This window comes from Pantoea sp. F_5 (assembly GCF_008631595.1).
Taxonomy (GTDB): domain Bacteria; phylum Pseudomonadota; class Gammaproteobacteria; order Enterobacterales; family Enterobacteriaceae; genus Pantoea; species Pantoea gossypiicola.
Genome location: NZ_VWUO01000011.1, coordinates 112,947 through 138,467 on the forward strand (window position 1 = coordinate 112,947; position 25,521 = coordinate 138,467).

The window sequence follows — 25,521 nt, forward strand, 5'->3', positions numbered from 1 at the left end:
ATGTCGTTGTGGGTGTTGATGGCGCGCACTGTCCTGACGTCCATTTTTTGCGCGTCATCGCCGTAGGTATAAAGAGGGGAAAAAAGTACGCAGGCAGAGTCGGTGATCGCCACCGGTTCAGGGTTTGTGGTATTTCGACTGCTGCAGCTTGTCGCGAGCAGCAGCGTCATCAAGGCTGTGGTTGTCGGTCGCCACACGGTTAGCCTCCTCGCGGTTATGTTGTTGTTGTTGCGCCACCGCGCTGACGCGGGACGCCTCCTGTTGTGCGTTATCAACGTCAGATCGCGCTTTTTGCTGCACTTTGCCGATTTTCTTGCCGCCGAAATAACTGGCACCCAGCGCCGCAATGACGCCAGCCAGTGCGGCAAGCCAGTGCCAGCTGCCGCCCAGTAAGGTGGTAATCAGAGTCATGGTTTCGCTCCTTCAGCCTGCTCCTTCGCGTTGAGCAGATTTTTCTGGCGAACAAACTGTGCAATCACGCCCATCGCCACCATGAATGCGCCTACCAGCCCCAGGTAGTTGTGCGGCAGAATCGTTTTGACGTCCTCCGGCAGCACGCTCCAGGCATCAACGGCGGCTGAAGGAAAGGATTGCGCCCAGGCGCTGAGCATCGATCCCAGCGACGCCAGCCAGACTGACCAGGTTCTGAAGAGCAGGCGGGCGTGCGAGACAAACTGGAGGGTGGTGAAACGCTGCAACAGCAGCAGGATGATGATCGCCGTCAGCACGGCGACCAGAAACATGAGCCATCTCATAGCAACCCCCTGTAAACCGCATAGGTTCCGCTGCGCATCATCTCGGCGTGACGTCTGGCCCGGCCCGGTGTCTGACGGGCCCAGAGGCTGTTCATCATCGCGTCAGCCGCCTCATTGAACTGTTCAGCCGCGATGGCGGTGAGCATGTTTTTGAACTGCATAACGCCTTCGACGCCCAGCTGATAGGTCATGCTCAGCAACACATCCGTACGGGCGTCATTGCACTTCGCCAGCGCATTACGCAGCAGATCCCTGCCCTGCATCTCCTGAACTTTGTTTTCAAGAATGCACTGCTTCCAGACATCCCCGACGCGCCGTGGTACGCGGAAAGTGTAATTACTCAGCGATGCCCCCTTAGGCCCGATGCGGATACCGCCCGCCACCGTGGGAAAGCCCAGCGTGTCGAGGTAAGGCGTGTCGACATATCCCTCTTCAAAATTCAGTACTGCAATTATCTGGCTCATAACAACTCCTTAATGACGGGTTAAAGCAATTCACCATTGTGAAAAGAAATACATAACGCCCGCTGATCATTACCCGTTCAGGCGCGGCAGGAGGCCTGACTCACCCTGCAGCAAAACTGAACAGTAATTCAGCAAATTGCGTCCAGTGAAAGCTGGAGATAACGAAGAGTTAGCCGGAACGAAAATGCACGCTTTCTTCGCGCTTCAGCTCACGGCGTAGAGGTGAACATGCGGGAGACAGCAATTGTCGAAACTGGGTGTTTCCTGACTGGTGACGCGGGGTGCGGTGATTGCGCGATCAACGCGCGGGGTGACCTGACGCTGGCAGATTTGCTCTGCACGTCTCAGGACAGGGGGTTCAGTTGGGAAGTTCAGGGCCTGGTCAATGCTCTGAGTCAGGCTGCTGAGAGGTTGGCGCCGCCGATGGCGACGAGTACGTGCGTTGCCCACAAAAACGCTTTTGCCATAGTGAATTATCGCCATAACTCCTCCTGTGAATGAGTCTTTGGCGATGGGGTGGCAGGCGCGAGCTTTCGGTGATCCGAACGGGCCCGAATGACGTGTATCGCGCTCGCACGCTCGCCGCCCGGCTGCGTTAGCAGCCAGGTGGAAAGTAAGCGAGGGGGAAATAAACGGCATCTGACGACGCTGCATTTTGCGCATCCACCCCATCCCAAAGTTCACTGACTTTTGGGTGGTATGATTCGCGCTTGTGCAGCGCCTCAATTGTTTAAGAGCGGCTCATCCGTGAAAGAACTGCTTCGTTCATCCATATCCAAATTATTAACAGGTTCTTATGCTTTATCAAACACTGTTGGTTAATTTTTTATTTACTGCTGGTTAAATTTATGAATTTATGCCGATTATTTTTTTGCAGCCCGTCTGAGAAAGGCAGCAAAAGCGGCCTTAGCCGAGGATTTGATAGTGACGCGCCTGACTCATGATCACTTTTGCCAGGACCTTCAGACTGGTAACATCATCATGATTAAGATACCAGGTTTCATAGCGTTTATTATCTGAAATTACAGCAATTTTCTTATGCTGCAGCTGCAGACGCTTGAGATAGAGTTGCTCATCGAGGGTAAAAATATAGATGCCATCACCGTCGAACATCCGCACGCTGATATCCACAAACAGCTGATCGCGCGGTGCAAAGGTGTCAGCCATAGAGTCGCTATTGATGGCAATTAACCGGATGTTCTCCGCCGGACGCCCGTTGAATAGCACCCGTGCCTCATCCAGACCATATTCGATCGCCTGGATGGTCTCCACAAACTCATCACGCGCGGGCAGACCCGCAGCGCTTCGCTGCCCGATATCGAGGCTATCCACCCGGAACACATTTTTATGGCCGGTGAACGTGCTCAGCGCTACCGGGTCAGCGGGTTGTTCCATACCGTATTGCAGCCACTCTACCCTGACTCCCAGCAGCTGGCTGAGCGCCAGTAAATTGCCACCATCAGGCACTGATTGCGCATTAAACCACTTCCACACTCCTGGTGTTGAAATCTTACAGCCTTGCTGCTGCAGGGCTCTGGCAACCTGTTTGTTTCGTCCATGTCCGACAATGCCGGCACTCTCACAGGCCGCTATCAGCCTGGTGGTGAAAGCTTGTCTTGTACTTTCTTTTTTAACCATTAGTTAATAATCAGCCATAGAAGAGATACTGGATGTTATTTTCATTATTGCTACCAGTTCATTTTATATTACCGCTCGTTTACTACCTAACCGCTTTATCAAGCATTCCTGATTATCATTATCCGCTTCGGCCTGTAGCTGAACAAAAAATATCGCCTCAGGCCGCATACAGCCCCGGCTTTCAGGAATGTTCCGTAAGAAATTGCGTGAAATTCAGCCAGCATAACGGGTAATGGTGACGGAATCGGAATGAAAATTAACCTGACGGGCAAAAAACTCTATCTTTCGCTGGCCCGGAAAGCCGGCCTAAAAAAAACGGGAGTCTCTGAAAGACTCCCGTTTTGTTAAAAATTATTGTTGCTATGACCGGAGCGTGTCGTCACCCCAGGCAATCCATTTATAGGTGGTCAGCGCCTCTAATCCCATTGGCCCGCGTGCATGCAATTTTTGGGTACTGACCGCCACTTCCGCACCCAGACCAAACTGCCCACCATCGGTGAAGCGGGTGCTGGCGTTAACATAGACCGCAGAAGAGTCGACCTGACGGACAAAACGCGTGGCGTTGCGAATGTCGCGGGTCAGGATGGCATCCGAGTGCTGCGTGCCGTGCGTGCGGATGTGATCGATCGCCTCATCCATATCCGCCACTAATTTGACGTTAAGATCCAGCGACAGCCATTCATCATTGTACTGCTGTGGATTGACCTGTCTGACCGCCGCCGGGCCCTGCTGCAGCTGCGCCAGTACGTTGCTGTCCGCATGCAGCGTGATGCCTTCCTGCGCCATACGCGCGCTGAAAAGAGGCAGGAAACGCTCAGCCATGGTCTGCTCCACCAGCAGCGTCTCCAGCGAGTTACAGGCGCTGGGACGCTGTTTTTTGGCGTTAACGATCAGATCAAGAGCCGGTTCAATCTCCATCGTCTCATCAATGTAGATGTGACAGACGCCGATGCCGCCGGTAATTACCGGAATGGTGGAGTTTTCCCGGCACAGCTTGTGCAGCCCGGCTCCGCCACGCGGGATGAGCATATCGACGTAACGATCCAGCTTCAGCAACTGATTCACCAGCTCGCGATCCGGATTTTCAATCGCCTGCACGATAGCCGTCGGCAGACCATGCTGCTGCAGCGCGTTCTGAATAACCCGCACCGTGGCCGCATTGGTGCGCCAGGTCTCTTTGCCACCGCGCAGTATGGCGGCGTTACCGGTTTTCAGGCACAGACTGGCAACGTCAACGGTAACGTTGGGACGCGCCTCATAAATCACGGCAACCACACCCAGCGGCACGCGACGGCGTTCAATGCGCAGGCCACTGTCGAGCTGACCACCGTCGATTAACTGTCCCACCGGATCGGCCAGCTGACACACCTGGCGCACATCACTGGCAATGCTGCTGAGGCGTTGCGGATTGAGTGTCAGCCGATCTAACAGGGCGGCACTCATGCCGTTCTGACGCGCATCGGCTAAATCCAGCTCATTGGCTGCCAGAATATCTGCGCTTTCCGCCTCAAGGCGGTCGGCAATGGTCATCAGAACCCGATTCTTCTCAGCCGTCGACAGATCGGCAACGGTGTACGCTGCGGCACGCGCCGCTTTTCCCATCTCTTCAAGCATTGTCCGCTCCTTAACTGACGATCATGTCATCGCGGTGAACGGCCACCGGGCCATATTCATATCCCAGAATTTCGCTGATCTGCTGGCTGTGATGACCGGCAATCATGCGCATCGCGTCGCTGTTGTAGCGAGAAACACCGTGAGCAATATCCCGGCCTTGCAGGCTGCGGATGCGGATCACTTCACCGCGCGAGAAATTTCCCTGGATAGCGCGAATGCCCTTGGGCAGCAGAGAACTGCCGCGTTCAATGATGGCCGCCAGCGCACCGTCATCGACGGTGAGCTCGCCTGCCGGTGGCGCACCGAAGATCCAGCGTTTACGGTTTTCCAGCGGCGATTGCTGCGCATGAAAGCGCGTGCCAACCGGCCTGCCGTCAATCACATCGCTGATCACACCGCTGCGACTGCCCGAGGCGATAATCACGTCTATTCCGGCGCGGCAGGCAACATCCGCCGCCTGAAGCTTGGTCGACATGCCGCCGGTGCCCAGGCCGGATACGCTGTCGCCCGCAAGCGCACGTAATGCATCATCGATCACATGGACATCGCTGATCAACTCAGCCTCTGGATTGTTACGCGGATCGGCAGTGAACAGTCCCTGCTGATCGGTCAACAGTAGCAGCTTGTCGGCACCGCCGAGCATGGCTGCCAGCGCCGAAAGATTGTCGTTGTCGCCCACTTTGATTTCGGCAGTCGCAACCGCATCGTTCTCGTTAATCACCGGCACAATGTGGTTATCCAGCAACGCGCGCAGCGTGTCGCGGGCATTAAGGAAACGTTCGCGATCTTCCATGTCAGCACGGGTCAGCAGCATCTGACCGATATGGATGCCGTAGATAGAGAATAACTGTTCCCACAGCTGAATCAGACGGCTCTGCCCCACCGCAGCCAGCAGCTGCTTTGAGGCGATGGTGGGTGGCAGTTCGGGGTAGCCCAGATGTTCGCGTCCGGCGGCCATCGCGCCAGACGTAACGATCACAATGCGGTGGCCGGCTGCGTGCTGCTGCGCGCACTGACGAACCAGTTCCACCATGTGCGCCCGATTTAACCGGCGAGATCCGCCGGTAAGAACGCTGGTACCCAACTTGACCACTAAGGTCTGACTGCCACTCATATTTCCTGCCGTAGTGAAAAATTTTTACGAAAGGACGTTTTAACAGGAGTCGATACGGAAGCCAACAGGCAGTGGGGTAAAAGCACGAATTTACGCGGACAAGGCGGTAGACCAAAAGTTCAGCATTAACAAGAAATCCGGAAAAGTGTCATAAAAAGTTCATCACGTACGGGTAAAAAGTCGGTGTTTTACAAAAACTTTCGTTTTTTTACGGCGTTCACATTGGGATTGATAGCAAATGAAGAAAAGCACACTGGCCATGATCGTCTCCACGCTGACGCTGGCTTCTGCCGCGCACGCTGCCGAAATCTATAACAAAGACGGCAATAAACTGGATTTATACGGCAAAGTTAAAGCTGAGCATTACATCAGCGATAATGCCAGCGCAGACGGCGACAAGTCTTATACCCGTATCGGCTTTAAAGGCCAGACGCAGATTAATGACCTGATGACCGGTTACGGTCAGTGGGAATATCAGTACAACGTTAATAACTCTGAAGGCAGCGATGCTAATAACGGCAACAAAACCCGCCTTGGTTTTGCTGGCCTGAAATTCTCGCAGTATGGTTCGGTGGATTATGGCCGTAACTATGGCGTGCTGTATGACGTTGAAGCCTGGACAGACGTGTTCCCGGAATTCGGTGGTGATGGCACGGCACGGTCTGATAACTTTATGACCCAGCGCGCCACCGGCGTCGCGACTTACCGCAATAACAACTTCTTTGGTCTGGTCGATGGCCTGAAATTTGCGCTGCAGTATCAGGGCAAAAACGACGCCACCAGCGCCAATAGCCGCACCGATATTAACCGCCAGAACGGCGACGGCTATGGTGCTTCACTGGGCTACGCGCTGGGTGATAGCGGCGTGAGCCTGATGGGTGCCATCACCTCATCTGACCGCACCAACCAGCAGCAGGCGCGCGCCTATGGCGGCGGTGACCGTGCAGATTCCTGGGGCGCAGGCGTGAAGTACGATGCCAACAGCGTTTACCTGGCGGCGATTTACACCGATACCCGCAACATGACGCCAATCAGCGGTACCAACCGTAATACCGGCGCTGCCGTCGCGGGCGCAGCCAACAAAGCGCAGAACATCGAGCTGGTGGCGCAGTATCAGTTTGATTTCGGCCTGCGTCCGTCAATCGGCTACGTACAGACTAAGGGCAAGGATATCGAAAACGGTATCGGCGATGCGGATCTGGTGAAGTATATCGATGTGGGTGCAACCTACTACTTCAACAAAAATATGTCCGCCTTCGTGGATTACAAAATCAACCAGCTGGATGATGACAACGCGCTGTCGATTAACAACGACGACATTGTGGCGATGGGTGTGACTTACCAGTTCTGATTTCAGGCTGATGCCGCACAGCATGGGGAGAGCCGGGCTTCAGTCATAGCGTGCTGACAAAGCCTGGCTCTTCCCCGCTCGTGCGGGGAACAACATAGCACCTCAAAGCAGTCTAAGCAGACAGCGGTTTATCCCCGCTCACGCGGGGAAAACATCGACGAGAAATGCGCCCAAGTATTGCCACCCGGTTTATCCCCGCTGGCGCGGGGAACATCCTTGAGCGCCTGCTCGAGCGTCTAAACCTGACTTCCAGTATTAGCGCCCAAAACTTAGCGGTTCGCAACGCGATGAAAGACCTGGAGAAGATAGGCTATCTGACATATTCGGAAGTCAAAAAGGATGGAGGCGTTTACTTTCTGATCCATTCCCGCCGCCCTGAGTTACTGCCGGGTGAATAACGTTAGGTGATTCATGGTGAACGTTAGGCAAAGACTGGTAGCTGCCGCCTCTCGTTAGGTGATTCATGGGGAATGTTCGTCTATTCATGGTAAGTGGCCGGCTTTAGCTGGAATTTTGCACGTTATAGCAGTCACAAAATCTGCTTACCATGAATAGACTAACGCATGCCATGAACAGACTAACGATATTCCGTGCTTGAGCGTGCGGATGGCATCATTAAAAACGGCCCCTGCAGGAGCCGTATGTTAGTACTTTTTGGTAGCCGCTTTTCGAGGCCGCGTTACGATAAGAGGTCGAGGCACATGAGCCGCAGCATCAGCAAAGATGCACACAGGCTCAATACGCTGAGATTCAGGGTTCGGAGCATTTAGCACTACGCTAACCTTAGAAAGGTCAACGCCTCGCGCTATGGCTGCATTCAGCTGTTCAGTCAGTTGATGAACCAGTGACTCTTTTAATGCTTCGTCACGCGCAATCAGCCCGACACCAGCAGCGGTTCCAAAGCCTTTTCTTAGTCCTTCAGACGCTAAAACATCAGGAAAACGTGCCCATGCAATCTGTGTTGGGAGAGGTAAAGAAAAATAATGAGTGATGAGCATACGCATCTGCTCATCAGCATTTTCCCTTAAATGGTTAGCGCCTGTACTCTCACGAAGAGCTGCCCAGGCATCTTTAATTCCTTCCTTGCTTTCGGCGGTAGGGGACACTCTATCGGGTGCTTTTAAACCGACATCATCCAAGCCTGGAATGCTGTAATAGATATCTTTCCTATCACCATATTCTGATGGTGCAACAGGTTCAATAATGGCACCTGATTTGGCCGTAATGGCATCGAGTTCGGCCGCAAGAGTGGTAGCGGCACTGGCCGCAAGTGCAGCAGTGTTGCCCGCATTGATTACTTCAGCCATCTCGTCCATTGAGCGTTCCGCAGCCGCCTGTACGATGTTCTGCGCGTGCGGCGATGCGTCCGGGCCAAAAAGGTCCAGAAGCGACAATTCGTCGTGAGCAAGGGCTTCAGATTCAAATGACATATAAACTCCTAACGTCTGGCTATTAATTATACGCCTATGTGAGCCAGATCTTCAACGCAGCTGTATGGGCAGTGATGGGAGTCTTCCCATGTAGATTTTGTAACATCAGGTACATACCTGACGTTGAAGCCACTTGCAGAGAGAGGATCTCGCTGTCGGTGAATAACGTTTAAAGTAAACTGGCCTGCATATTTATCAAGGACATGCTTTATGACTTCACGGCCATTAATGAAGTTTCGCTTCAGCACATCCAAAGGAACCAGTCGGGTTCTTTTCTGTGCGTAAATCCAGGCGTCAGCCGGATCGAAATAAACGTAATTTAGGAGTATTTTGTAGCCGAATTGAATAGCCATATCGAAATTCTGTTCGGCAATACCTTTGCTCGCAAAGGTCGAATCCATAATGATCTGATACCCTCCAGCAAGGGCTGCCGGATAGATGTAATCAACCATTTTCGATGCTGGCTTTTGGAAGCACACTGAATTTTTTTCATTGTAATAAGGGAACCACCAGCGAAAATCATCGGCATCTATTCTGACAAAGTTGGTTTGCTTTCCTTCGAATAACACATTGTTTATGAATTCAGTTTTGCCAGCGGCAGGTGAGCCAGCCATAAACAGAACTGAGCGATTAGCAACGGCGGTCTTATCCTTTGTGAGATGCTGGAAAAGAATCTCCTTAACTGCATCTTTCACCTGTAGGCCAATCGGCTCTAATACAGCTTTATCCGTCATATCCATATTATTTATCCGTATCGCGCGTATAGCCTAATATCGGCAAACATTTGAAATCAATCAATAGCCTTAAATTATCAATTCGCTTCGGTCGGTTTAATCTGGCTTAAATGATGCTTTTAAGCAGTACGTTTAGCATGGGATTGGTGCCCAGTGTATTGCCTTTCAGGTCGCGTACAACCCAGTTTTTTCGCAAAAAGTAACGTGACAGTCATGGCAATTAATTCTCAATGACTCTGCACGATCGGTTTATCCCCGCTCACGCGGGGAACACCCTAAAATTATCAGCCTGATTACAAAGCATTTTTTCACATCTGATAATTCCACCGAATTTTACCTGCGGACTTAAGCCAAATGCACATTTATTTTCCGGTAAAAATCTGGCGCAAAAAAGCGTCCGCAATGGGAGCCTGGAGGGTACTGGCAACACCCTATCAAAGAGAACCTTGCAGTAATGCATAAGCTTATTGCGAAGGGAGGACGAGGTAAAACATCCCGCCGCCCGAAATAAACGCCAGGAGCGCTGGCGCGGCTACGAGCCCATTTCAGAGATGAGGTGCGTAATTGCGCGGCACTAATGGTCAGAAACTGACGTTAACATCCTTCCACTTTGACCGGGATCCGTCTGAAAACTCGCTTTCACAGCAAACCAGCCAGACTTCGATCAAAAAAGGCGAGTGTTTCCACTCGCCCTTTTCCTCTGAAACACCCTATCAGGCGCTCAGTTTCACCGGTTTCTCATCGAAATCACTGGCCGGTATAAGGTCCAGATCTAACTCCTTCAGCATCGCCTTCAGGCGGGTATGGAAATTCCGTAAGGTCTCTTCCACGCGCGCTGTGTTCTCTTTACCTTTGATGGTTGCCACCGACCAGTCACCTTCTTTATCGAACAGACCGATATGGTAGACATAGGTAAAGTGGTCAGCCTGCGCATCCAGCTCCATCCACCAGCCCCAGAACTCACGCAGTTCCGGTGCCGGTTTCACATTGACGCAGGCAGCCAGGCAGTCGAAGAAGAAGCGGGTTTCACCACATTTCCCATCGCGAATATAGGGCCCAAGCTCGGTAAAACGCTTAAGCAGGCGACTGCGGGGATGACCACTTGGTAACGTCATGCTGATTCTCCATAGGTTTTGACCGCTATACAGCCTTGATTTCCGGGCGGCCTGATTACGTCATAAGCCTTTATAGGGCAGCCCGGAAGAATTCCGCTACTAGTTGTAGCAAATACTGTAAATTTTGCCAGTTACCTTTTCAAACGCTTCTCCAGCCAGTCGCAAATCTCATTCAGCGCCTTGTCGAAACTGGCCATCATCGGTTTCACCGGAATCAGTAACGCTTTGCCATCTGACGACGAGTTAGCGATCAGCTTGCTCTCCTCTTCCGGACTGAAAAGATCGTTCTGCCAGTAACCCGACAGCATCGGCGTCGGCGTCCGGCGGCCCAGCAATCCCTGAGTTTTCAGTGAATAGCGATTGAGTTCGGTGCGCAGCGCACCGTCAGAGGCGGTCGCCATACCCAGCCGGCTCGCCAGCATATCCATGTACATATCCGGGATCTCATCCTGCAACGCCGGCTGCGTCAGCAGCGCATGCACAATCGGGCCAAGACAGGCGACGCCGCGCAGTCGCTGCGATTCCAGATAGGCCAGCCGCACGGCCACGTTCGCGCCAAAGCGATAACCAAACGCCGCCACGCGGGTGTGGTCAACCCAGGGCACATTTTTCAGATCGCGTAACACCTGCTGATGCAGAAAACTGGTGTCCTGATTCAGCGTCCATTTCACTGAGTTACCCACGGACGGCACATCAATGGTCAGCATCGCAATACCGCGCGGGGCGAGATAGTCATGGAACAGGCGGTAATGATCGCTCTGTAACGAGTCGAGCGCGCCGCAGAACAGCACAGTGGGATAAGGCGCTTCGACATCCGGCGGTATGTGCAGAAAGCCGCTGACCGGACTGCCACCCGTGATGGCAAACGTCAGGGATTTCAGTTCGCCTGGCAGCCGCTGCGTAGCCTCTTCATAGGCGCGGTTGGCCAGCGTCTGTGCCTGGTCAGCCAGCTCATCGCCTTTGATATAGGGGTAAGCGGCAACGCTATAGAGGTGCGCTGCGTGCAGCCAGTAGTCGCCCGCCTCGCTGTCATCGGTCGCCTCCAGCGCTTTCTGCTGCCAGATGCCCGCCTGTCTGCACCATTCGAAATGCCAGTTGCCGCCGCGGAAACCGATCACCGTATCGAGCAGCGTCTCATCGGTATGTTCAACGTTGCTGATGGCGATACGCGCCAGCACTTCACTGATCTCCTGCGGCGTCAGGCCGCGCCATGTCCACATCAGCTTATTAAGCATGCGATACCAGCCACGCTGGCTGTCGCCATCCAGGGCTGAGTGGACATCCGGGGTAGCGTGATGCTGACGGCGAACCAGGGAAGAGGTTTCAGGATGCTTAAAGCGCGGCTTGAACAGCTCCTCGCTGAGATTTTTGCTCGACATACTCACTTCTCCTGCAACAAAACGGCAATGGCTAAGTGTACTGTACGGCAATTCGGGGTGCGAGGCTCAGAAAGTACAACGCCCGGAAAACCGGGCGTTATCTGATGTATATCAATCAGTTTTTTACAATCGGCGGGATGTAGACCACGCCCATATCCCACGGCTGCTCAATCCAGGTATCCTGCGGAATATCAACAATGTAGTCATCAACCAGCGAACTGCCGGCTGGTTTCGCGAAAATGGTGCAGAAACGCGCTTTCGGGTACATCTCGCGGATCGCCTGAGCGGTGCCGCCGGTGTCCACAAGGTCATCGATCACGATAAAGCCTTCACCGTCGCCTTCTGCGCGCTTCAGCACTTTCATTTCGCGCTGATGATCGTGGTCATAGCTGGAGATGCAGACGGTATCAACGTAGCGGATACCCAGTTCACGTGCCAGCAGCGAAGCCGGTACCAGACCGCCGCGGCTCACCGCGATAATGCCTGTCCACTGCTCAACAGGCAGCAGGCGCTGGGCCAGTTTACGGGCATGAATCTGAAGCATGTCCCAGGTAACGACGTATTTTTCGCTCATAGAATAGAAATCCCAGCCAACCGAGGTGGCGTAAAAATGTGCAACGGGGAAAAGGTTGCGCGAGATTATAAGGAGTTGACGCATTAAAAACCAGCACCCGCACACTGGTTGCGGCTTTTTAGCGCGTCTGAGAGCGCACCCGGTAAAAAACAGTGATATTCTCAGGCCTGGCTCGTCAGATTCTCTGACGGCGATTTTTCACTGGAAACTCGCGATGTCCGGCCTCGCCGGTACACTGACACAGGAGACCTGTCGTGTCTGAATTGTCTCAACTCTCTCCACAGCCACTGTGGGATATTTTCGCTAAGATCTGCTCGATTCCCCATCCCTCTTTTCATGAAGAAGCGCTGGCGAACTACATCACCGGCTGGGCTAAAGAGCAGGGCTTCTGGTGTGAGCGCGATCAGGTCGGCAACATCCTGATTCGTAAGCCCGCCACCGCAGGCATGGAAAACCGTACCCCGGTTGCGCTGCAGGCGCATCTGGATATGGTACCGCAGAAAAATAACGACACCGTTCATGACTTCACCAAAGACCCGATTCAGCCGTGGATTGACGGCGAGTGGGTAAAAGCGCGCGGCACCACGCTGGGCGCGGACAACGGCATCGGTATGGCTTCTGCGCTGGCGGTGCTGGCTGACAACAGCCTGACACATGGCCCGCTGGAAGTGCTGCTGACAATGACCGAAGAGACCGGCATGGATGGCGCTTTCGGTCTGCAACCCAACTGGCTGCAGGCTGAAATCCTGATCAACACCGACTCCGAAGAAGAAGGTGAGATCTACATGGGTTGTGCAGGCGGTATAGACTTCGTCTCTACCCTGCCGCTGACCCGTGAAACCGTGCCTGCTGAGTTCCAGACCCTGAAGCTGACGCTGAAAGGACTGCGTGGCGGTCACTCCGGCGCTGATATTCATATGGGCCTCGGCAACGCCAACAAGCTGCTGGCGCGCTTCCTGGCGGCCCACGCGGCTGAACTTGATCTGCGTCTGCTGACCTTCACCGGCGGTACGCTGCGCAACGCCATTCCGCGTGAAGCCTTTGCGACCGTAGCCGTCGAGAGCCATAAAGCGGATGCGCTGAAATCCGCAGCGGCGCACTTCCTGAGTGCCATCAAAAATGAGCATGGCGTTAAAGAGCCGAACATTGCACTGGTTACTGAGCCACTGGCACACCAGGGTGATGCCCTGAGCACTGACAGCCGCGATCGCTTCCTGAACCTGTTGAACAGCACGCCAAACGGCGTGATCCGCAATTCAGACGTGGCGAAAGGCGTGGTCGAAACCTCACTGAATATCGGTGTGGTGACGATGGAAAACGATCACGCAGAGATCAACTGCCTGATCCGTTCGCTGATCGACACCGGCCGCGATTATGTGGTGCAGATGCTGACCTCGCTGGGCCAGCTGGCGGGCGCGCAGACCAAAGCGAAAGGCGGCTACCCGGGCTGGCAGCCGGATGCAGACTCCGCCATCATGGCGCTGACCCGTCAGACCTATATCGCGCTGTTTGATAAAACCCCGAACATTCAGGTGATTCACGCCGGTCTGGAGTGTGGTCTGTTCAAAAAGCCTTATCCGGATATGGATATGGTGTCGATTGGGCCGACCATCACCGGGCCGCACTCGCCGGATGAGCAGGTTCACATCGAAAGCGTTGGTCTTTACTGGAAACTACTGACCACTCTGCTGAATGTAGTGCCAGAAAAGTAATTCTGTCACAAAAAAAAGTCAACCAGGCTCCGGCCTGGTTTTTTTATGCCTGTCACGGACCTCCAGCATAATCCGCTGCCTTTTCCGCGCTTTACCCCGCAATTCCGCCACGTTACCGCGCTTCGCTGGTCACAGCCGCCATTATGTCCAGATGTCTGGATGGCTAATAAGATTTTGTGCTAGCTTATGCGCTTTCGGCTGTTGCCGCGCCTGAAGGTTCAGGAAAAAATGCGGCCACTGTTTCTTCAGGAGAGTAATGACATGCCAGGGTTAAACCGCCTTGAGATGCGTAACATCTCCATCGCTTTTGGCGGGTTTGCCGCGCTATCGTCGGTGGATTTCCGCAGTGACGGCCATTCGGTCCATGCGCTGACCGGCGCGAACGGCGCTGGGAAGTCAACGTTGATGGCGATCCTGTCCGGCGCGCACAGCCACTACAGTGGCGAGATCCTGCTGGATGGTGAGCCGGTCTCCATCCGCACGCCGCGTGATGCAAAACAGCTGGGTATCCATCTGGTTCAGCAGGAAGTGGATGTGGCCCTGGTGCCGCAACTCAGCGTGGCGGAAAACATTCTGCTGGATAGGCTGGCAGAACCCGGTCACCGCTATCGCTGGAGCGAGATTCGCCGTCAGGCGCGGGCGCTGCTGACGCAGCTCGACGTGGCACTGGACGTCAACCGACTGGTGGAGCGCTGCACCCTGGCGGAGAAACAGCAAATCCTGCTGGCGCGGGCACTGTCGCATCACTGCCGCTTCCTGATTCTGGATGAACCCACCGCCCCGCTGGATCAGCACGAAAGCGAGCGGCTGTTTGCTGTGGTCAGTCGTCTGCAGGCCAGTGGGATCGGCATAGTGTTTATCTCTCACCGCATTCATGAACTGAAAGCCATCTGCGACCAGCTGACGGTACTACGTGATGGCCGCCTGATTGAAACCGGCCCGATGGCAGCGCTGAGCGGTGAGCAGATCGTCGAGAAGATGCTGGGTCATCAGTTGACCGATATCTTCCCACCTCGCCGCGAAAAACAGGCGCAGCCGCTGCTGCTGGCGGTAGAAGGCCTTCACGATGCGCAGCGGCTGCAGGATATCTCGCTAAGGCTGCACAAAGGCGAAATTCTGGGCATCGCCGGTCTGGCCGGTGCGGGCAAGACCGAACTCTGCAAAGCACTGTTTGGTGCCAGCAAAAGCCGCGTCAGTCGCGGGGAACTGCATGGTCAGCCGTGGCAGCCCCGCTCGCCGCATGACTCCGTCAGTCGCCGCATGGCGCTGGTGCCGGAAGAGCGGCGCAAAGAGGGGATCTTTATTGATGAGTCGGTCGCGATGAACCTCAGCGTCAGCGCGGACGACAGCTTTTCGCGCTGGAGCCTGTTCGGGCATCGTCAGGCGTGGCGCTGGGCTGAGCAGGTTATCCGACAGTTGCAGGTGCGCACCACTGGCCCGGCACAGACACTGCGGCGTCTCTCTGGCGGTAACCAGCAGAAGGTGGCCATTGGCAAATGGCTGCGCAACAACGCTGACGTGCTGATTTTCGATGAGCCGACCAAAGGCGTCGATATCAAAGCTAAAACCGAGCTGTTCACCCTGATCGACAACCTGGCGCGCGAAGGGAAAGGCATCATCTACGCGTCGGGGGAATTTTCTGAACTGGTCGGCTTATGCGACCGGATTTGCGTGCTCTGGGATGGACGTATTGTGGCCGAACTGGCCGCATGCGACGTCACTGAAGAGACGCTTTTGCTCTATTCCACCGGAGGAACCCCTGCGTGAGCAGCAAAGAAACCAGCCTGAACCTGACGGCCGCGCCATGGCGTCACCAGTTGTTCGACTTTCTCTATAAATGGGGCATGCTGCTTACGGTGGTGATCCTGATCGCCGCCTTTGGGCTGGCTTCCGACAGCTTCCTTGAACCCAATAACATCATCAACATTCTGCGTTCGATCGCGATTGTGACGGTGATTGCGATCGGCGTGTCCATCTCCCTGACGGTGGGCGGCTTTGATCTGTCGGTCGGCTCGACCGCCTCGCTTGCCAATGCGTTAGTGATTTCGCTGTTTGTCTGGTATGGCTTTGGCACGACCACTGCCATCCTGATCACCCTGGCGCTCTGCACGCTGGTCGGGCTGTTCAACGCCTTCCTGATTGTGATCCTGCGCATCCCCGACATGCTGGCGACGCTGGCGACACTCTTCGTGATTCAGGGTGTGGCGATGACCTACAGCTTTGGCGGGTCGATCACCGAGAATATGGTGCTGCCGAGCGGTGATATGGCGGAAGGGACCATTCCGGCCGCATTTGGCCTGCTGGGTCAGGTACCGACCATTGTGATCGTCATGCTGGTGGTGACCGTCGCCGCACAGCTGGCGCTGTCCCTGACCAAACATGGTCGCCGAATGTATGCGCTGGGCGGTAATCCGGAAGCGGCGCGCCTCTCCGGCATCCGTACCACCCGCTACCGGGTACTGGCTTATGTGATCGCCTCACTGCTCGCCGGTCTGGGCGGCATCCTGCTCGCCTCGCGTATCGGTTCATCGCAGGTCAACGCCGGTAGCGGCTATCTGATGGATGCGGTCGCGGCGGCGTGGATTGGCTTCTCGCTGGCCGGCTCCGGCAAGCCCAACGCGCTGGGCACGCTGGTCGGCGCGGTCATCCTCGGTGTGCTGCAGAACGGCCTGGTCATGCTCTCTGTGCCCTACTACGCCATGGACATTATTAAAGGGCTGGTGCTGGCGTTAGCACTGGCGATCACCTATATCCAGCGCCGCTGAGGCGCGTTTTCCGGAGTTGATAACAATGCAAAAAATAACACTCTCGCTGCTGGCTCTGAGCCTGCTGAACGCCAGCGCCGCCTTCGCGGACACCGTTACCCCGGTGCCTGCGGCAATCGCCAGCCATAATGGCCCGATTCGCATTGCGGTGATCCGTAACCTCGGCTCCGATGACAACACCACCCAGTTTGTTGCCGGTGCCATTCAGCAGGGTCGCCAGCTGGGCTTTAAGGTCAGCACCTTTCTCAGCAACGGCGACGATGCGCGCTTTCAGGATTTTGTGAATCAGGCGATCAGCCAGAAATATGACGGCATCGTGCTGTCGCACGGTAAAGCGCCCTACGCAAGCGGACTGGTGAAGCGCATTGCCGATGCAGGTATCAAACTGTCGGTATTTGATACGCCGGTGGATAACCCGATTCCGGGCGTCACTGTCACCGCGCAGGATGACGCTTCACTGGCACAGCTGTCGCTGGGTCAGCTAATCCACGATTTCAATGGCAAAGCGAACATCGTCAAGCTGTGGGTCGCCGGTTTCCCGCCGATGGAGCGCCGTCAGGTGGTGTATGAAAAACTGCTCAAAGAGAATCCGGGCATTCATCAGCTGGAGTCGATTGGCGCTGTGTCGACGGATGTTCAGGGCGATACCGCCAACAAGATTGGTGCGATTCTGGCGAAATACCCGAAAGGCAAAATCGACGCCATCTGGGGAGCCTGGGATGCGTTCAGCCAGGGCGCTTACAAAGCGCTGCAGGAGAATGGCCGAACCGAGATCAAGCTCTATAGCATTGACGTCTCGAACCAGGATTTGCAGCTGATGCGCGAGAAAAACAGCCCGTGGGTGCAGACGGTCGCGGTCGATCCTAAAACCATCGGCGCGGTGAATATGCGTCTGGTGGCGAAGAAGATTGCCGGTGAAGAGACACCAGCGACGTATCAGTTTAAAGCGGCGTCAATCTCTCAGCAGCAGCTTAACAGCCAGCCTGGCGCGGTGAACGTCGCCTCGCTGAACAAAATCATTCCGGGCTGGGGCAGCAATGAGGATTTCGTCGCACCGTGGTTTGCGAACCTGGCCGCGAAATATAAGAAGTAATCTGGCGTCAGCCCTGCCGGAGGGTGAGGCTGACTTATAAACCCAGCAGGAGCTGACGTTCCAGCTGGGGATCCACCATCGTCACGTGCAGTCCCACCAGCCGCACACCACGCCCGGCGCGACGCTCATCCCAGGTTTTCCGGGCGATGGCAATCATGTCCTCTTTATTCAGCACCGGCCAGATATGCTCCTGGGTCGTCTGCTGAAAATCACTGAACTTCAGTTTCACGCCCTGCCGCGCCACCTGTTTGTCAGGTCGAATCTGCGTCAACCGGCGATCCAGTTCAGCATAGAGAAAGTCGATAATCTCCAGACAGGCGTCCCAGTCGCTGATATCTTCCGCCAGCGTGCGCTCCACCCCCAGCGATTTACGCTCGCGCTCCACGATCACCTCACGGTCATCAATGCCGTGGCTGCGCTCCCACAGCACCCGGCCAAACTTACCAAAGCGCTTCAGCAGCAGCGCTAAATCGGCCTTCTGCACGTCGCCACAGGTGACCAGCCCCATCTCCTCCAGCTTTTTGGCCGACACCTTGCCGACGCCTGGAATTTTCGCCAGCGGCAGGGACAGCAGAAAACCGGCCATCTCCGGCGGGGTAATTACATACTGTCCGTCCGGCTTATTCAGGTCCGAGGCAATCTTCGCCAGGAATTTAATCGGCGCGATACCCGCTGACGCGGTCAGTCTGGTTTCACGGAAGATGGTCGCACGGATTTCCTGTGCCATCAGCGTGGCGGAGCCGTGACAGTGCGGGCTGTCGGTGACATCCAGATAGGCTTCATCGAGGGAGAGCGGTTCAATCAGCGGGGTGTAGCGGGTAAAGATGTCGCGAATCTGCGCGGAGGCTTCTTTGTAGGCGTCAAAACGGCCTGGCAGCAGGCGCAGATGCGGGCATAACTTGAGAGCCATGCCGGTTGGCATCGCACTGCGCACGCCAAATTTGCGGGCCGGATAGTTGGCGGTGCTGATCACGCCACGACGTTCACGGCTGCCACCAATGGCGATCGGGATATCGCGCAGCTGGGGATTATCACGCATCTCCACCGCGGCATAGAAGCAGTCCATATCGACATGAATGATTTTACGCATACCCCCTCCGGCACTGGATAAGTATACAGTTGGCAGGAGTAACTGCAATATTTGTCGTGCCCACAATTAAAGTTTACAAATTTGTGGCCGAATATCTTTCAGTAAATCGCGAATCTGGCTGTCGGTGTCTTGCTAAAAAAACAGACAATGTTTAATGTTTCGCTGCGGTAGCGGACAGTTCCGATAATGCAAACAAAGACGCACTATTTGCGTCATGTTCTCTTCACCTCAAGGTATACACAGCATGGGCAAAATCGCACTCCTGTTTGCGATGATTTTACTGCCAGCCCTCAGCATGGCAATGACACCCGAACCCGTTCAGTCAGCGGCACCGGTCAGCAAAGAATTAAAGAAACAGTTACTCGGTACCCCGGTCTATATCCAGATCTTCAAGGAAGAACGCACACTCGAACTCTACGGCAAAATCGGTAACGAATTCCGCCTGCTGGATACCTATCGCATCTGTAACTTTTCTGGCGGCCTCGGCCCGAAACGGCGTGAAGGCGATTTCAAAAGCCCGGAAGGTTTTTACAACGTGAAGCTGAATCAGCTGAAGCCGGATAGCCGCTTTTATCGCGCGATTAACATTGGCTTCCCGAATCAGTACGATCGTAATCAGGGATATAGCGGCAACTACCTGATGATTCATGGCGACTGTAAGTCAATTGGCTGCTACGCCATGACGAACGCCTATATGGATGAGATTTTTACTTATGTGAACGCGGCGCTGCGTAATGGCCAGCAGGATGTCAGCATCAGCATCTATCCGTTCCGCATGACCGACAGCAACATGCAGCGTCACCGCTACTCCACCTATGCCAGCTTCTGGCAGCAGCTGCAGCCGGGATACGCTTATTTTGCGAAGTATCACCAGCCGCCGATGGTCAATGTCGCCAGCGGGAAATATGTGATGAACAGCAGCCCGGCACCGGTTTTAGCCAGTCCCGAAGCCGCTTCCCGTTCATTCCTGGCGCTCTCCAAGGCAGAATAATGCCCATTCACCTGGCGCAATCCGCTGCCAGGTTTCATTGGCCGTCAGTGGCTGCGTAGCAATCACCGTCACCACGTCATGCGGCGTGGTGTGCTGCTGGAAATCAACTTCCACATCCTGATCCAGTAACTGCGCCCGGCCAAACGGTGCCCGGCGGGTGATCCAGAACAGGTTGGTGGAGCAGAAAGCCATCAGATACCGACCATCTGACAGCAGCATGTTAAATACGCCCTTCTGCCGTAACGAACCGGCCAGCTCGCCAATGAAGCGGAACACCGCCGGCCAGTTGCCCGGCGTGCGTGGATAGCGCGTCGCCAGCTGATGCAGGATCCAGCAGAACGCCTTCTCGCTGTCCGTTTCGCCCACAGGCCGGAATGTACCCGTCTCCAGCTGACGATAACCCTTAAGCTGACCGTTGTGCGCATAGGTCCAGTTTCGCCCCCACAGCTCGCGGGTAAATGGATGGGTGTTTTCCAGCGACACCTGACCCCGATTCGCCTGGCGGATATGCGCCACCACCGAATGCGATTTAATCGGATACTCCTGCACCAGACGCGCAATCGGCGAGTTAAAGCTCGGCAGCGGATCTTTAAACGTACGACAACCTTTATCTTCGTAAAAGGTAATGCCCCAGCCATCTTTGTGAGGCCCGGTTCCACCGCCACGCTGAACCAGTCCGGTAAAGCTGAAACAGATATCCGTGGGAACATTGGCGCTCATCCCGAGCAATTCGCACATAGCCACCACCTCTGATTAAGCGGCCTCCCGTCTGTCAGGAGGCCCGCACACTTACTTCACCATCTCTTTTTCGATCAGCAGCATCAGGATGTGGATCACTTTTATGTGGATCTCCTGAATGCGATCGGCATAACCGAAGTGTGGCACGCGGATCTCAATATCGGCACTGCCTGCCATCTTACCGCCATCTTTACCGGTCAGGGTGATCACTTTCATCCCCTGCGCACGCGCAGCTTCAATCGCTTTAATAATATTGGCAGAGTTGCCGGAGGTTGAGAGGCCCAGCAACACATCGCCTGGTCGCCCTACCGCTTCCACATAGCGCGAAAAGACATAGTCATAACCAAAGTCATTACTGACGCAGGAGAGATGGCTGACATCTGAGATGGCAATCGCCGGATAGCCAGGACGATTTTCACGGTAGCGACCGGTCAGCTCTTCGGCGAAGTGCATCGCATCACAATGTGAACCGCCGTTACCGCAGGAAAGCACCTTGCCGCCCGCCTTAAAGCTGTCAGCCAGCAGCACCGCAGCACGTTGGATCGCATGAATATTGGCGTCATCGCTGAGGAATTTAGTCAGCGTATCAGCAGCTTCATTAAGCTCAGAGCGGATGATGTCCTGGTACATAGGGATGTCCTTTTTTAGGAGAGGTTAATCGCAGCAAGTTTAACGGAATGGCCGGTCAGCGCAAAGCGTCATCCCATGTCCGGTCGGGCAGAGACGTCGATTATCATTGCCACAGTTGATGCAAAAATGGGCTAAAAACGGTTTTTGTGAGGCATGTTGTAATTGCGATGTAAACAAATTGATAAATCCCTCCAACTACTCTAAACCTCTCTACACAACAGGTCAGACCTCTTACTTCCTGGAGCGGTTTATCATGATAATTGTTTCAATATTTGCCACGCTGGCGCTGATTGGCGCTCTGTTCTATCACCGCCTGTCGTTACGGCTCAGCAGCACCATCCTGTTGCTGTGGACTGCGGCGATGGCTGTTGCTCATCTCTGGACGCCGTGGCTGCTGCTGCCGCTGGCGATCGTCCTGCTGCCGTTTAACCTGCCATCATTACGTCGCAGCCTGTTTTCAGCGCCGATCTTTCAGCGCTTCCAGAAGGTGATGCCGCCGATGTCGCGCACCGAGAAAGAAGCGATCGAGGCGGGCACCACCTGGTGGGAAGGCGATCTGTTCCAGGGCAAACCGGACTGGCAGAAGCTGCACAACTATCCGCAGCCGCGCCTGACCGCCGAAGAGCAGGCTTTTCTGGATGGCCCGGTCGAAGAAGCGTGCCGCATGGCTAACGATTTCCAGATCACCCATGAGCTGGCCGATATGCCGCCGGAACTCTGGGCTTATCTGAAAGAGCATCGTTTCTTCGCGATGATCATTAAGAAGGAGTATGGCGGCCTCGATTTCTCCGCTTATGCACAGGCCTGCGTATTGCAAAAACTGTCGGGCGTCTCCGGGATTCTGGCGATTACCGTGGGTGTACCTAACTCACTGGGTCCGGGCGAACTGCTGCAGCACTACGGCACCGAAGAGCAGAAAAATCACTATTTACCGCGGCTGGCACGCGGCGATGAGATCCCCTGCTTTGCGCTGACCAGCCCGGAAGCGGGTTCAGATGCCGGTGCGATCCCCGATACCGGTGTCGTCTGCATGGGCGAATGGAAGGGTCAGCAGGTGCTGGGCATGCGGCTGACCTGGAACAAGCGCTACATTACGCTGGCACCGATCGCCACCGTACTGGGCCTGGCCTTTAAGCTCTCCGACCCGGATCATCTGCTCAGCGACAATGAGAATCCTGGCATTACCTGTGCATTAATCCCAACGAATACGCCCGGCGTGGAAATTGGCCATCGCCACTTCCCGCTTAACGTGCCGTTCCAGAACGGGCCGACGCGTGGCAACAACATCTTTGTGCCGATTGACTATATTATCGGCGGCCCGGAAATGGCCGGTCAGGGCTGGCGGATGCTGGTGGAGTGTCTGTCAGTGGGACGCGGCATTACGCTGCCATCGAACTCAACCGGCAGCCTGAAAACGGTAGCGCTGGCGACAGGCGCATATGCCCATATCCGCCGTCAGTTCCGGGTCTCAATCGGTAAGATGGAAGGGATTGAAGAGCCGCTGGCGCGCATTGCCGGTAACGCTTATGTGATGGATGCGGCGGCTACGCTGATTACGGCCGGGATTATGCAGGGTGAAAAACCCGCGGTGCTGTCGGCAATTGTGAAATATCACTGCACCCATCGTGGCCAGCGCGCCATTATCGACGCCATGGATATTGCGGGCGGTAAAGGCATCATGCTCGGCAACTGCAACTTCCTGGCCCGTGCCTATCAGGGCGCACCGATCGCTATCACGGTAGAAGGTGCGAACATTCTGACCCGCAGCATGATTATCTTCGGACAGGGCGCGATTCGCTGCCATCCTTATGTGCTGCAGGAGATGGCGGCAGCGGCCAGCAATGATGTTAATGCGTTTGATGGGGCGCTGTTCAGCCATATCGGTTATGTGGGCAGCAGCACTATGCGCAGTCTGTGGCTGGGCTTAACCGCCGGGCGCACCAGCGCCAGTCCGACCCGCGATGGCACCCGCCGTTATTACCAGCACCTGAACCGCATCAGTGCCAACCTGGCGTTGCTCTCTGATGTGTCAATGGCGGTGCTGGGCGGCAGCCTGAAACGTCGCGAACGTATTTCGGCGCGTCTGGGCGATGTGCTGAGCCAGCTCTATCTCGCCTCCGCGACGCTGAAACGCTATGACGATGAAGGCCGCAACGAAGCCGATCTGTCGCTGGTCCACTGGGGCGTACAGGATGCGCTGCATCAGGCGGAAGTGGCTATGGACGATCTGCTGCGCAACTTCCCGAACCGTCTGGTGGCGGGCGCATTGCGAATGACCATTTTTGCAGGCGGTCATCACTGCCCTGCGCCATCTGATCGCCTGGATCATCAGCTGGCCAAAATGCTGCAACAGCCGTCAGCCACCCGCAGCCGTCTGGGCCGTGGCATGTACCTGACACCGAGTAAACACAACCCTGCCGGTCAGCTGGAACAGGCGTTACAGGATGTCATGGCGGCAGAAGTGATCCATGACAGGTTGTGCAAACAGACAAAACAGCACCTCTCTTTTACCCGGCTGGATGCGCTGGCGAAGCGCGCGCTGGAGCAGGGCTGGATTGATGCTAAAGAGGCTGAAGTGTTGCAGCGTGCTGAAGCCAGTCGTCTGCGGTCGATTAACGTTGATGAGTTTGAGCCGGAAGCACTGGCGGTGCCGGTGCCGGAGAAAGCGCCTCAGCCTGCATCACGGGCGAGTGAGGCGGCGTAGGATTCAGTGCCGATGTGATGTCGGCATCGGGTACCGAATTTAAAGCGATGGGAGTCAGCACTGTTTTCAGAGGTCGACGCCTCGTTGGCCAAAGAGAGCTGACCATGACAAATCCAGGTGAATCTGACCGCAACAGATTAGCTTAAGGCGCAGGGAACAGGGTCAGAAGAGGAAAGCGTCCCGCGCCACGGACAAAAACGCCGGGAGCGTTTTTGAACAACGCAAAGCGTTGGCCCGTTTACGGGCGCACCTCAGGGATGAGGTGCGTAATTGCGCGGGCCAAGCGAGCCAGGGATGGCTTTAGCGACTTTCCGATCTGACCCTATTTCCGGCGCGGGCACACTCTTACAGCCAGCCTTTGATTTACCTGAAAGCCGACATCACGTCGGCCTTTTTTTATCCTGCCTGACGGATGCGGGCAATCAGCGCATCCACATCTTCTACGTGATCGGCGGCCAGAATCAGCGTGCGTCCCAGGTTAATCGCATTACGAATACAGTCGGTACGCATCGCCGGATCGGCAATCTGCTTCATATCCGCCACGTGAGACATCCCCACCGTGCGGCGAATCAGTTCCGTGCCGCAGTAACCGATAGTATCGGCCCACACTTTACGCACAAACGCTTGCGAATAGCCTGGATAAGCCAGCGCCTCATCGCGGGTTTTCTCAGCTGCCAGCGCCAGGAAGCCTGACGCAAAGGTCGTCCAGAGAGAGTGAACATCGCTAAGGCGCTGCTCGCGTGCATCGGCCGCCTCACGCGGAGGCAGCAGCCCCGGCAGCGCGCAGTAGTTAATCAGCAGGTTGCCAATCGCCGTTCCGACATCAAAACCAATCGGGCCAAAGTAACCGAACTCCGCATCAATTGCCTTCAGGCTGCCGTCAGCCACGAAAATCGAGCCGCTATGAATATCGCCATGCAGCAGCGCTTCGGCATGCGCAAAAAAGCGATGCTTCAGCCCGCCGACGGCAATGCGCAGCGCATCATCATCGCGCAGGCTGGCGACCAGCGGTTCAAGCGCATCAGGGTAGCTGTTACGCTCATGATCGGTGTAGGGATCGTTGAAGAAAAGATCTTCGGTGATTTCACACATTTCCGGATTAATGAAACGCGCCACTTCCGCTTTTTTCTGATGCGGATGCAGAACGAAATCGGAGGTATGAAACAGGGTCTGTGCGAGGTAGTCGCCTAACTGCTGCGCCGCTTGCGGGTAATACACACCTTTCACCAGCTCGCCGCGCCAGATGCGATGGCTGGAGAGATCTTCCATCACCATCACCGCCAGCTCCGCATCATAATGGGTGATCTTCACCGTATGCTGCGGACAATATTTGTAGTGCTCGACCAGGGTCTGCGCTTCCAGCCGAGCCCGATCCAGTGTCAGCGGCCAGGACTCCCCCACGCAACGCACATAGGGCAGTGCCTGCTTGACAATAACGCGACTGTTGCCCTGATCGTCATAAATCTTAAACACCAGGTTAAGGTTGCCATCACCAATCTCTTCTGCGCTGCAGAGCGCGGCAGGATTGTCCACGCCGCCAAATTGTCGGGCATAGTCCACAGCATCAGCAGCAGTAAAGGTACGGTATTGCGACATTGCCTGTTCCTCATCATTCGAAGGGGGTCACTCA

The 25,521-nt window shown here is 55.3% G+C and carries 24 protein-coding genes; 8 read left to right on the plus strand and 16 right to left on the minus strand.

Going from position 1 to position 25,521, the window contains the following annotated elements; all coding sequences use genetic code 11:
- Positions 1–117 precede the first annotated feature (117 nt).
- From F3I44_RS15805 to proB, 7 genes are all read right to left on the minus strand, one after another.
- Positions 118–411: a hypothetical protein gene (locus F3I44_RS15805; RefSeq protein WP_039390758.1), complete on the minus strand. Its 294-nt coding sequence runs from the start codon at positions 409–411 to the stop codon at positions 118–120.
- Entirely contained in the window at positions 408–755 is a 348-nt protein-coding gene (locus F3I44_RS15810) for a hypothetical protein (protein ID WP_150013031.1), read from the minus strand. The genes F3I44_RS15805 and F3I44_RS15810 overlap by 4 nt, the downstream gene beginning before the upstream one ends.
- Positions 752–1,219 carry a glycoside hydrolase family protein gene (locus tag F3I44_RS15815; RefSeq protein WP_013356911.1) on the minus strand — a complete coding sequence of 156 codons (468 nt, stop codon included), beginning with the start codon at positions 1,217–1,219 and terminating at the stop codon, positions 752–754. The genes F3I44_RS15810 and F3I44_RS15815 overlap by 4 nt, the downstream gene beginning before the upstream one ends.
- 204 nt (positions 1,220–1,423) lie before the next feature.
- The gene (locus F3I44_RS24280; protein ID WP_150013029.1) at positions 1,424–1,702 is read right to left on the minus strand and encodes a hypothetical protein; all 279 of its coding nucleotides are present in this window, start codon (positions 1,700–1,702) and stop codon (positions 1,424–1,426) included.
- A 423-nt stretch (positions 1,703–2,125) separates the two neighbouring features.
- Positions 2,126–2,857 (minus strand): S24 family peptidase, encoded by a 732-nt coding sequence (locus tag F3I44_RS15825; RefSeq protein WP_150013027.1) that lies wholly within the window; start codon positions 2,855–2,857, stop codon positions 2,126–2,128.
- A gap of 360 nt (positions 2,858–3,217) precedes the next feature.
- Entirely contained in the window at positions 3,218–4,471 is a 1,254-nt protein-coding gene (gene proA / locus F3I44_RS15830) for a glutamate-5-semialdehyde dehydrogenase (protein ID WP_150013025.1), read from the minus strand.
- A gap of 10 nt (positions 4,472–4,481) precedes the next feature.
- Positions 4,482–5,585, minus strand: coding sequence for a glutamate 5-kinase (gene proB / locus F3I44_RS15835; protein WP_150013023.1), 1,104 nt, complete (start codon positions 5,583–5,585; stop codon positions 4,482–4,484).
- A gap of 238 nt (positions 5,586–5,823) precedes the next feature.
- Between proB and ompC the strand changes: the two genes are divergently transcribed.
- Together ompC and F3I44_RS15845 are read left to right on the plus strand one after the other, a co-directional pair.
- A complete protein-coding gene (ompC, locus tag F3I44_RS15840; protein ID WP_150013021.1) occupies positions 5,824–6,936 on the plus strand; it encodes a porin OmpC in 1,113 nt (370 codons plus the stop codon).
- Positions 6,937–7,100: 164 nt separating this feature from the next.
- Positions 7,101–7,334, plus strand: a complete 234-nt coding sequence (locus F3I44_RS15845) for a hypothetical protein (RefSeq protein ID WP_150019480.1) — start codon at positions 7,101–7,103, stop codon at positions 7,332–7,334.
- A 246-nt stretch (positions 7,335–7,580) separates the two neighbouring features.
- Here the strand turns inward: F3I44_RS15845 and F3I44_RS15850 are convergent, their stop codons facing one another.
- The 5 genes from F3I44_RS15850 to gpt form a co-directional block, all read right to left on the minus strand.
- Entirely contained in the window at positions 7,581–8,366 is a 786-nt protein-coding gene (locus F3I44_RS15850; protein WP_150019481.1) for a hypothetical protein, read from the minus strand.
- Positions 8,367–8,392: 26 nt separating this feature from the next.
- Positions 8,393–9,106, minus strand: a complete 714-nt coding sequence (locus F3I44_RS15855; RefSeq protein ID WP_223811683.1) for a zeta toxin family protein — start codon at positions 9,104–9,106, stop codon at positions 8,393–8,395.
- Between the two features lie 707 nt (positions 9,107–9,813).
- On the minus strand, positions 9,814–10,215 hold the full coding sequence (gene crl, locus F3I44_RS15860; RefSeq protein WP_150013018.1) for a sigma factor-binding protein Crl: 402 nt from the start codon (positions 10,213–10,215) through the stop codon (positions 9,814–9,816).
- Positions 10,216–10,346: 131 nt separating this feature from the next.
- Positions 10,347–11,594, minus strand: coding sequence for an esterase FrsA (gene frsA, locus F3I44_RS15865; protein WP_150013016.1), 1,248 nt, complete (start codon positions 11,592–11,594; stop codon positions 10,347–10,349).
- A 115-nt stretch (positions 11,595–11,709) separates the two neighbouring features.
- The gene (gene gpt, locus F3I44_RS15870) at positions 11,710–12,168 is read right to left on the minus strand and encodes a xanthine phosphoribosyltransferase (RefSeq protein WP_150013014.1); all 459 of its coding nucleotides are present in this window, start codon (positions 12,166–12,168) and stop codon (positions 11,710–11,712) included.
- 254 nt (positions 12,169–12,422) lie between these two features.
- On the opposite strand from gpt, the gene pepD reads away from it, so the two are divergent.
- The 4 genes from pepD (at position 12,423) to F3I44_RS15890 (ending at position 17,738) form a co-directional block, all read left to right on the plus strand.
- The gene (gene pepD / locus F3I44_RS15875) at positions 12,423–13,880 is read left to right on the plus strand and encodes a beta-Ala-His dipeptidase (protein WP_150013012.1); all 1,458 of its coding nucleotides are present in this window, start codon (positions 12,423–12,425) and stop codon (positions 13,878–13,880) included.
- Positions 13,881–14,141: 261 nt separating this feature from the next.
- Complete coding sequence (locus F3I44_RS15880) at positions 14,142–15,647, plus strand: sugar ABC transporter ATP-binding protein (protein WP_150013010.1); 1,506 nt, start codon at positions 14,142–14,144, stop codon at positions 15,645–15,647.
- Positions 15,644–16,645: an ABC transporter permease gene (locus tag F3I44_RS15885; RefSeq protein ID WP_150013008.1), complete on the plus strand. Its 1,002-nt coding sequence runs from the start codon at positions 15,644–15,646 to the stop codon at positions 16,643–16,645. Before F3I44_RS15880 ends, F3I44_RS15885 begins: the two co-directional genes overlap by 4 nt.
- 25 nt (positions 16,646–16,670) lie before the next feature.
- Positions 16,671–17,738 carry a sugar ABC transporter substrate-binding protein gene (locus tag F3I44_RS15890; protein WP_150019482.1) on the plus strand — a complete coding sequence of 356 codons (1,068 nt, stop codon included), beginning with the start codon at positions 16,671–16,673 and terminating at the stop codon, positions 17,736–17,738.
- Positions 17,739–17,772: 34 nt separating this feature from the next.
- Here the strand turns inward: F3I44_RS15890 and dinB are convergent, their stop codons facing one another.
- Positions 17,773–18,828, minus strand: a complete 1,056-nt coding sequence (gene dinB / locus F3I44_RS15895) for a DNA polymerase IV (RefSeq protein ID WP_150013004.1) — start codon at positions 18,826–18,828, stop codon at positions 17,773–17,775.
- A 244-nt stretch (positions 18,829–19,072) separates the two neighbouring features.
- On the opposite strand from dinB, the gene dpaA reads away from it, so the two are divergent.
- Positions 19,073–19,819, plus strand: coding sequence for a peptidoglycan meso-diaminopimelic acid protein amidase (gene dpaA / locus F3I44_RS15900; RefSeq protein WP_150013002.1), 747 nt, complete (start codon positions 19,073–19,075; stop codon positions 19,817–19,819).
- Here the strand turns inward: dpaA and F3I44_RS15905 are convergent.
- Positions 19,790–20,557: a class II glutamine amidotransferase gene (locus F3I44_RS15905; RefSeq protein WP_013356897.1), complete on the minus strand. Its 768-nt coding sequence runs from the start codon at positions 20,555–20,557 to the stop codon at positions 19,790–19,792. The genes dpaA and F3I44_RS15905 overlap by 30 nt on opposite strands.
- 51 nt (positions 20,558–20,608) lie before the next feature.
- A complete protein-coding gene (gene lpcA / locus F3I44_RS15910; protein WP_013356896.1) occupies positions 20,609–21,187 on the minus strand; it encodes a D-sedoheptulose 7-phosphate isomerase in 579 nt (192 codons plus the stop codon).
- 253 nt (positions 21,188–21,440) lie between these two features.
- Here lpcA and fadE point away from each other — a divergent pair, with 253 nt between their 5' ends.
- Positions 21,441–23,891, plus strand: a complete 2,451-nt coding sequence (gene fadE / locus F3I44_RS15915) for an acyl-CoA dehydrogenase FadE (protein WP_150013000.1) — start codon at positions 21,441–21,443, stop codon at positions 23,889–23,891.
- A gap of 396 nt (positions 23,892–24,287) precedes the next feature.
- Here fadE and mtnK read toward each other — a convergent pair whose 3' ends face one another.
- Positions 24,288–25,487, minus strand: a complete 1,200-nt coding sequence (mtnK, locus tag F3I44_RS15920) for an S-methyl-5-thioribose kinase (protein ID WP_150012998.1) — start codon at positions 25,485–25,487, stop codon at positions 24,288–24,290.
- Between the last annotated feature and the right edge of the window lie 34 nt (positions 25,488–25,521).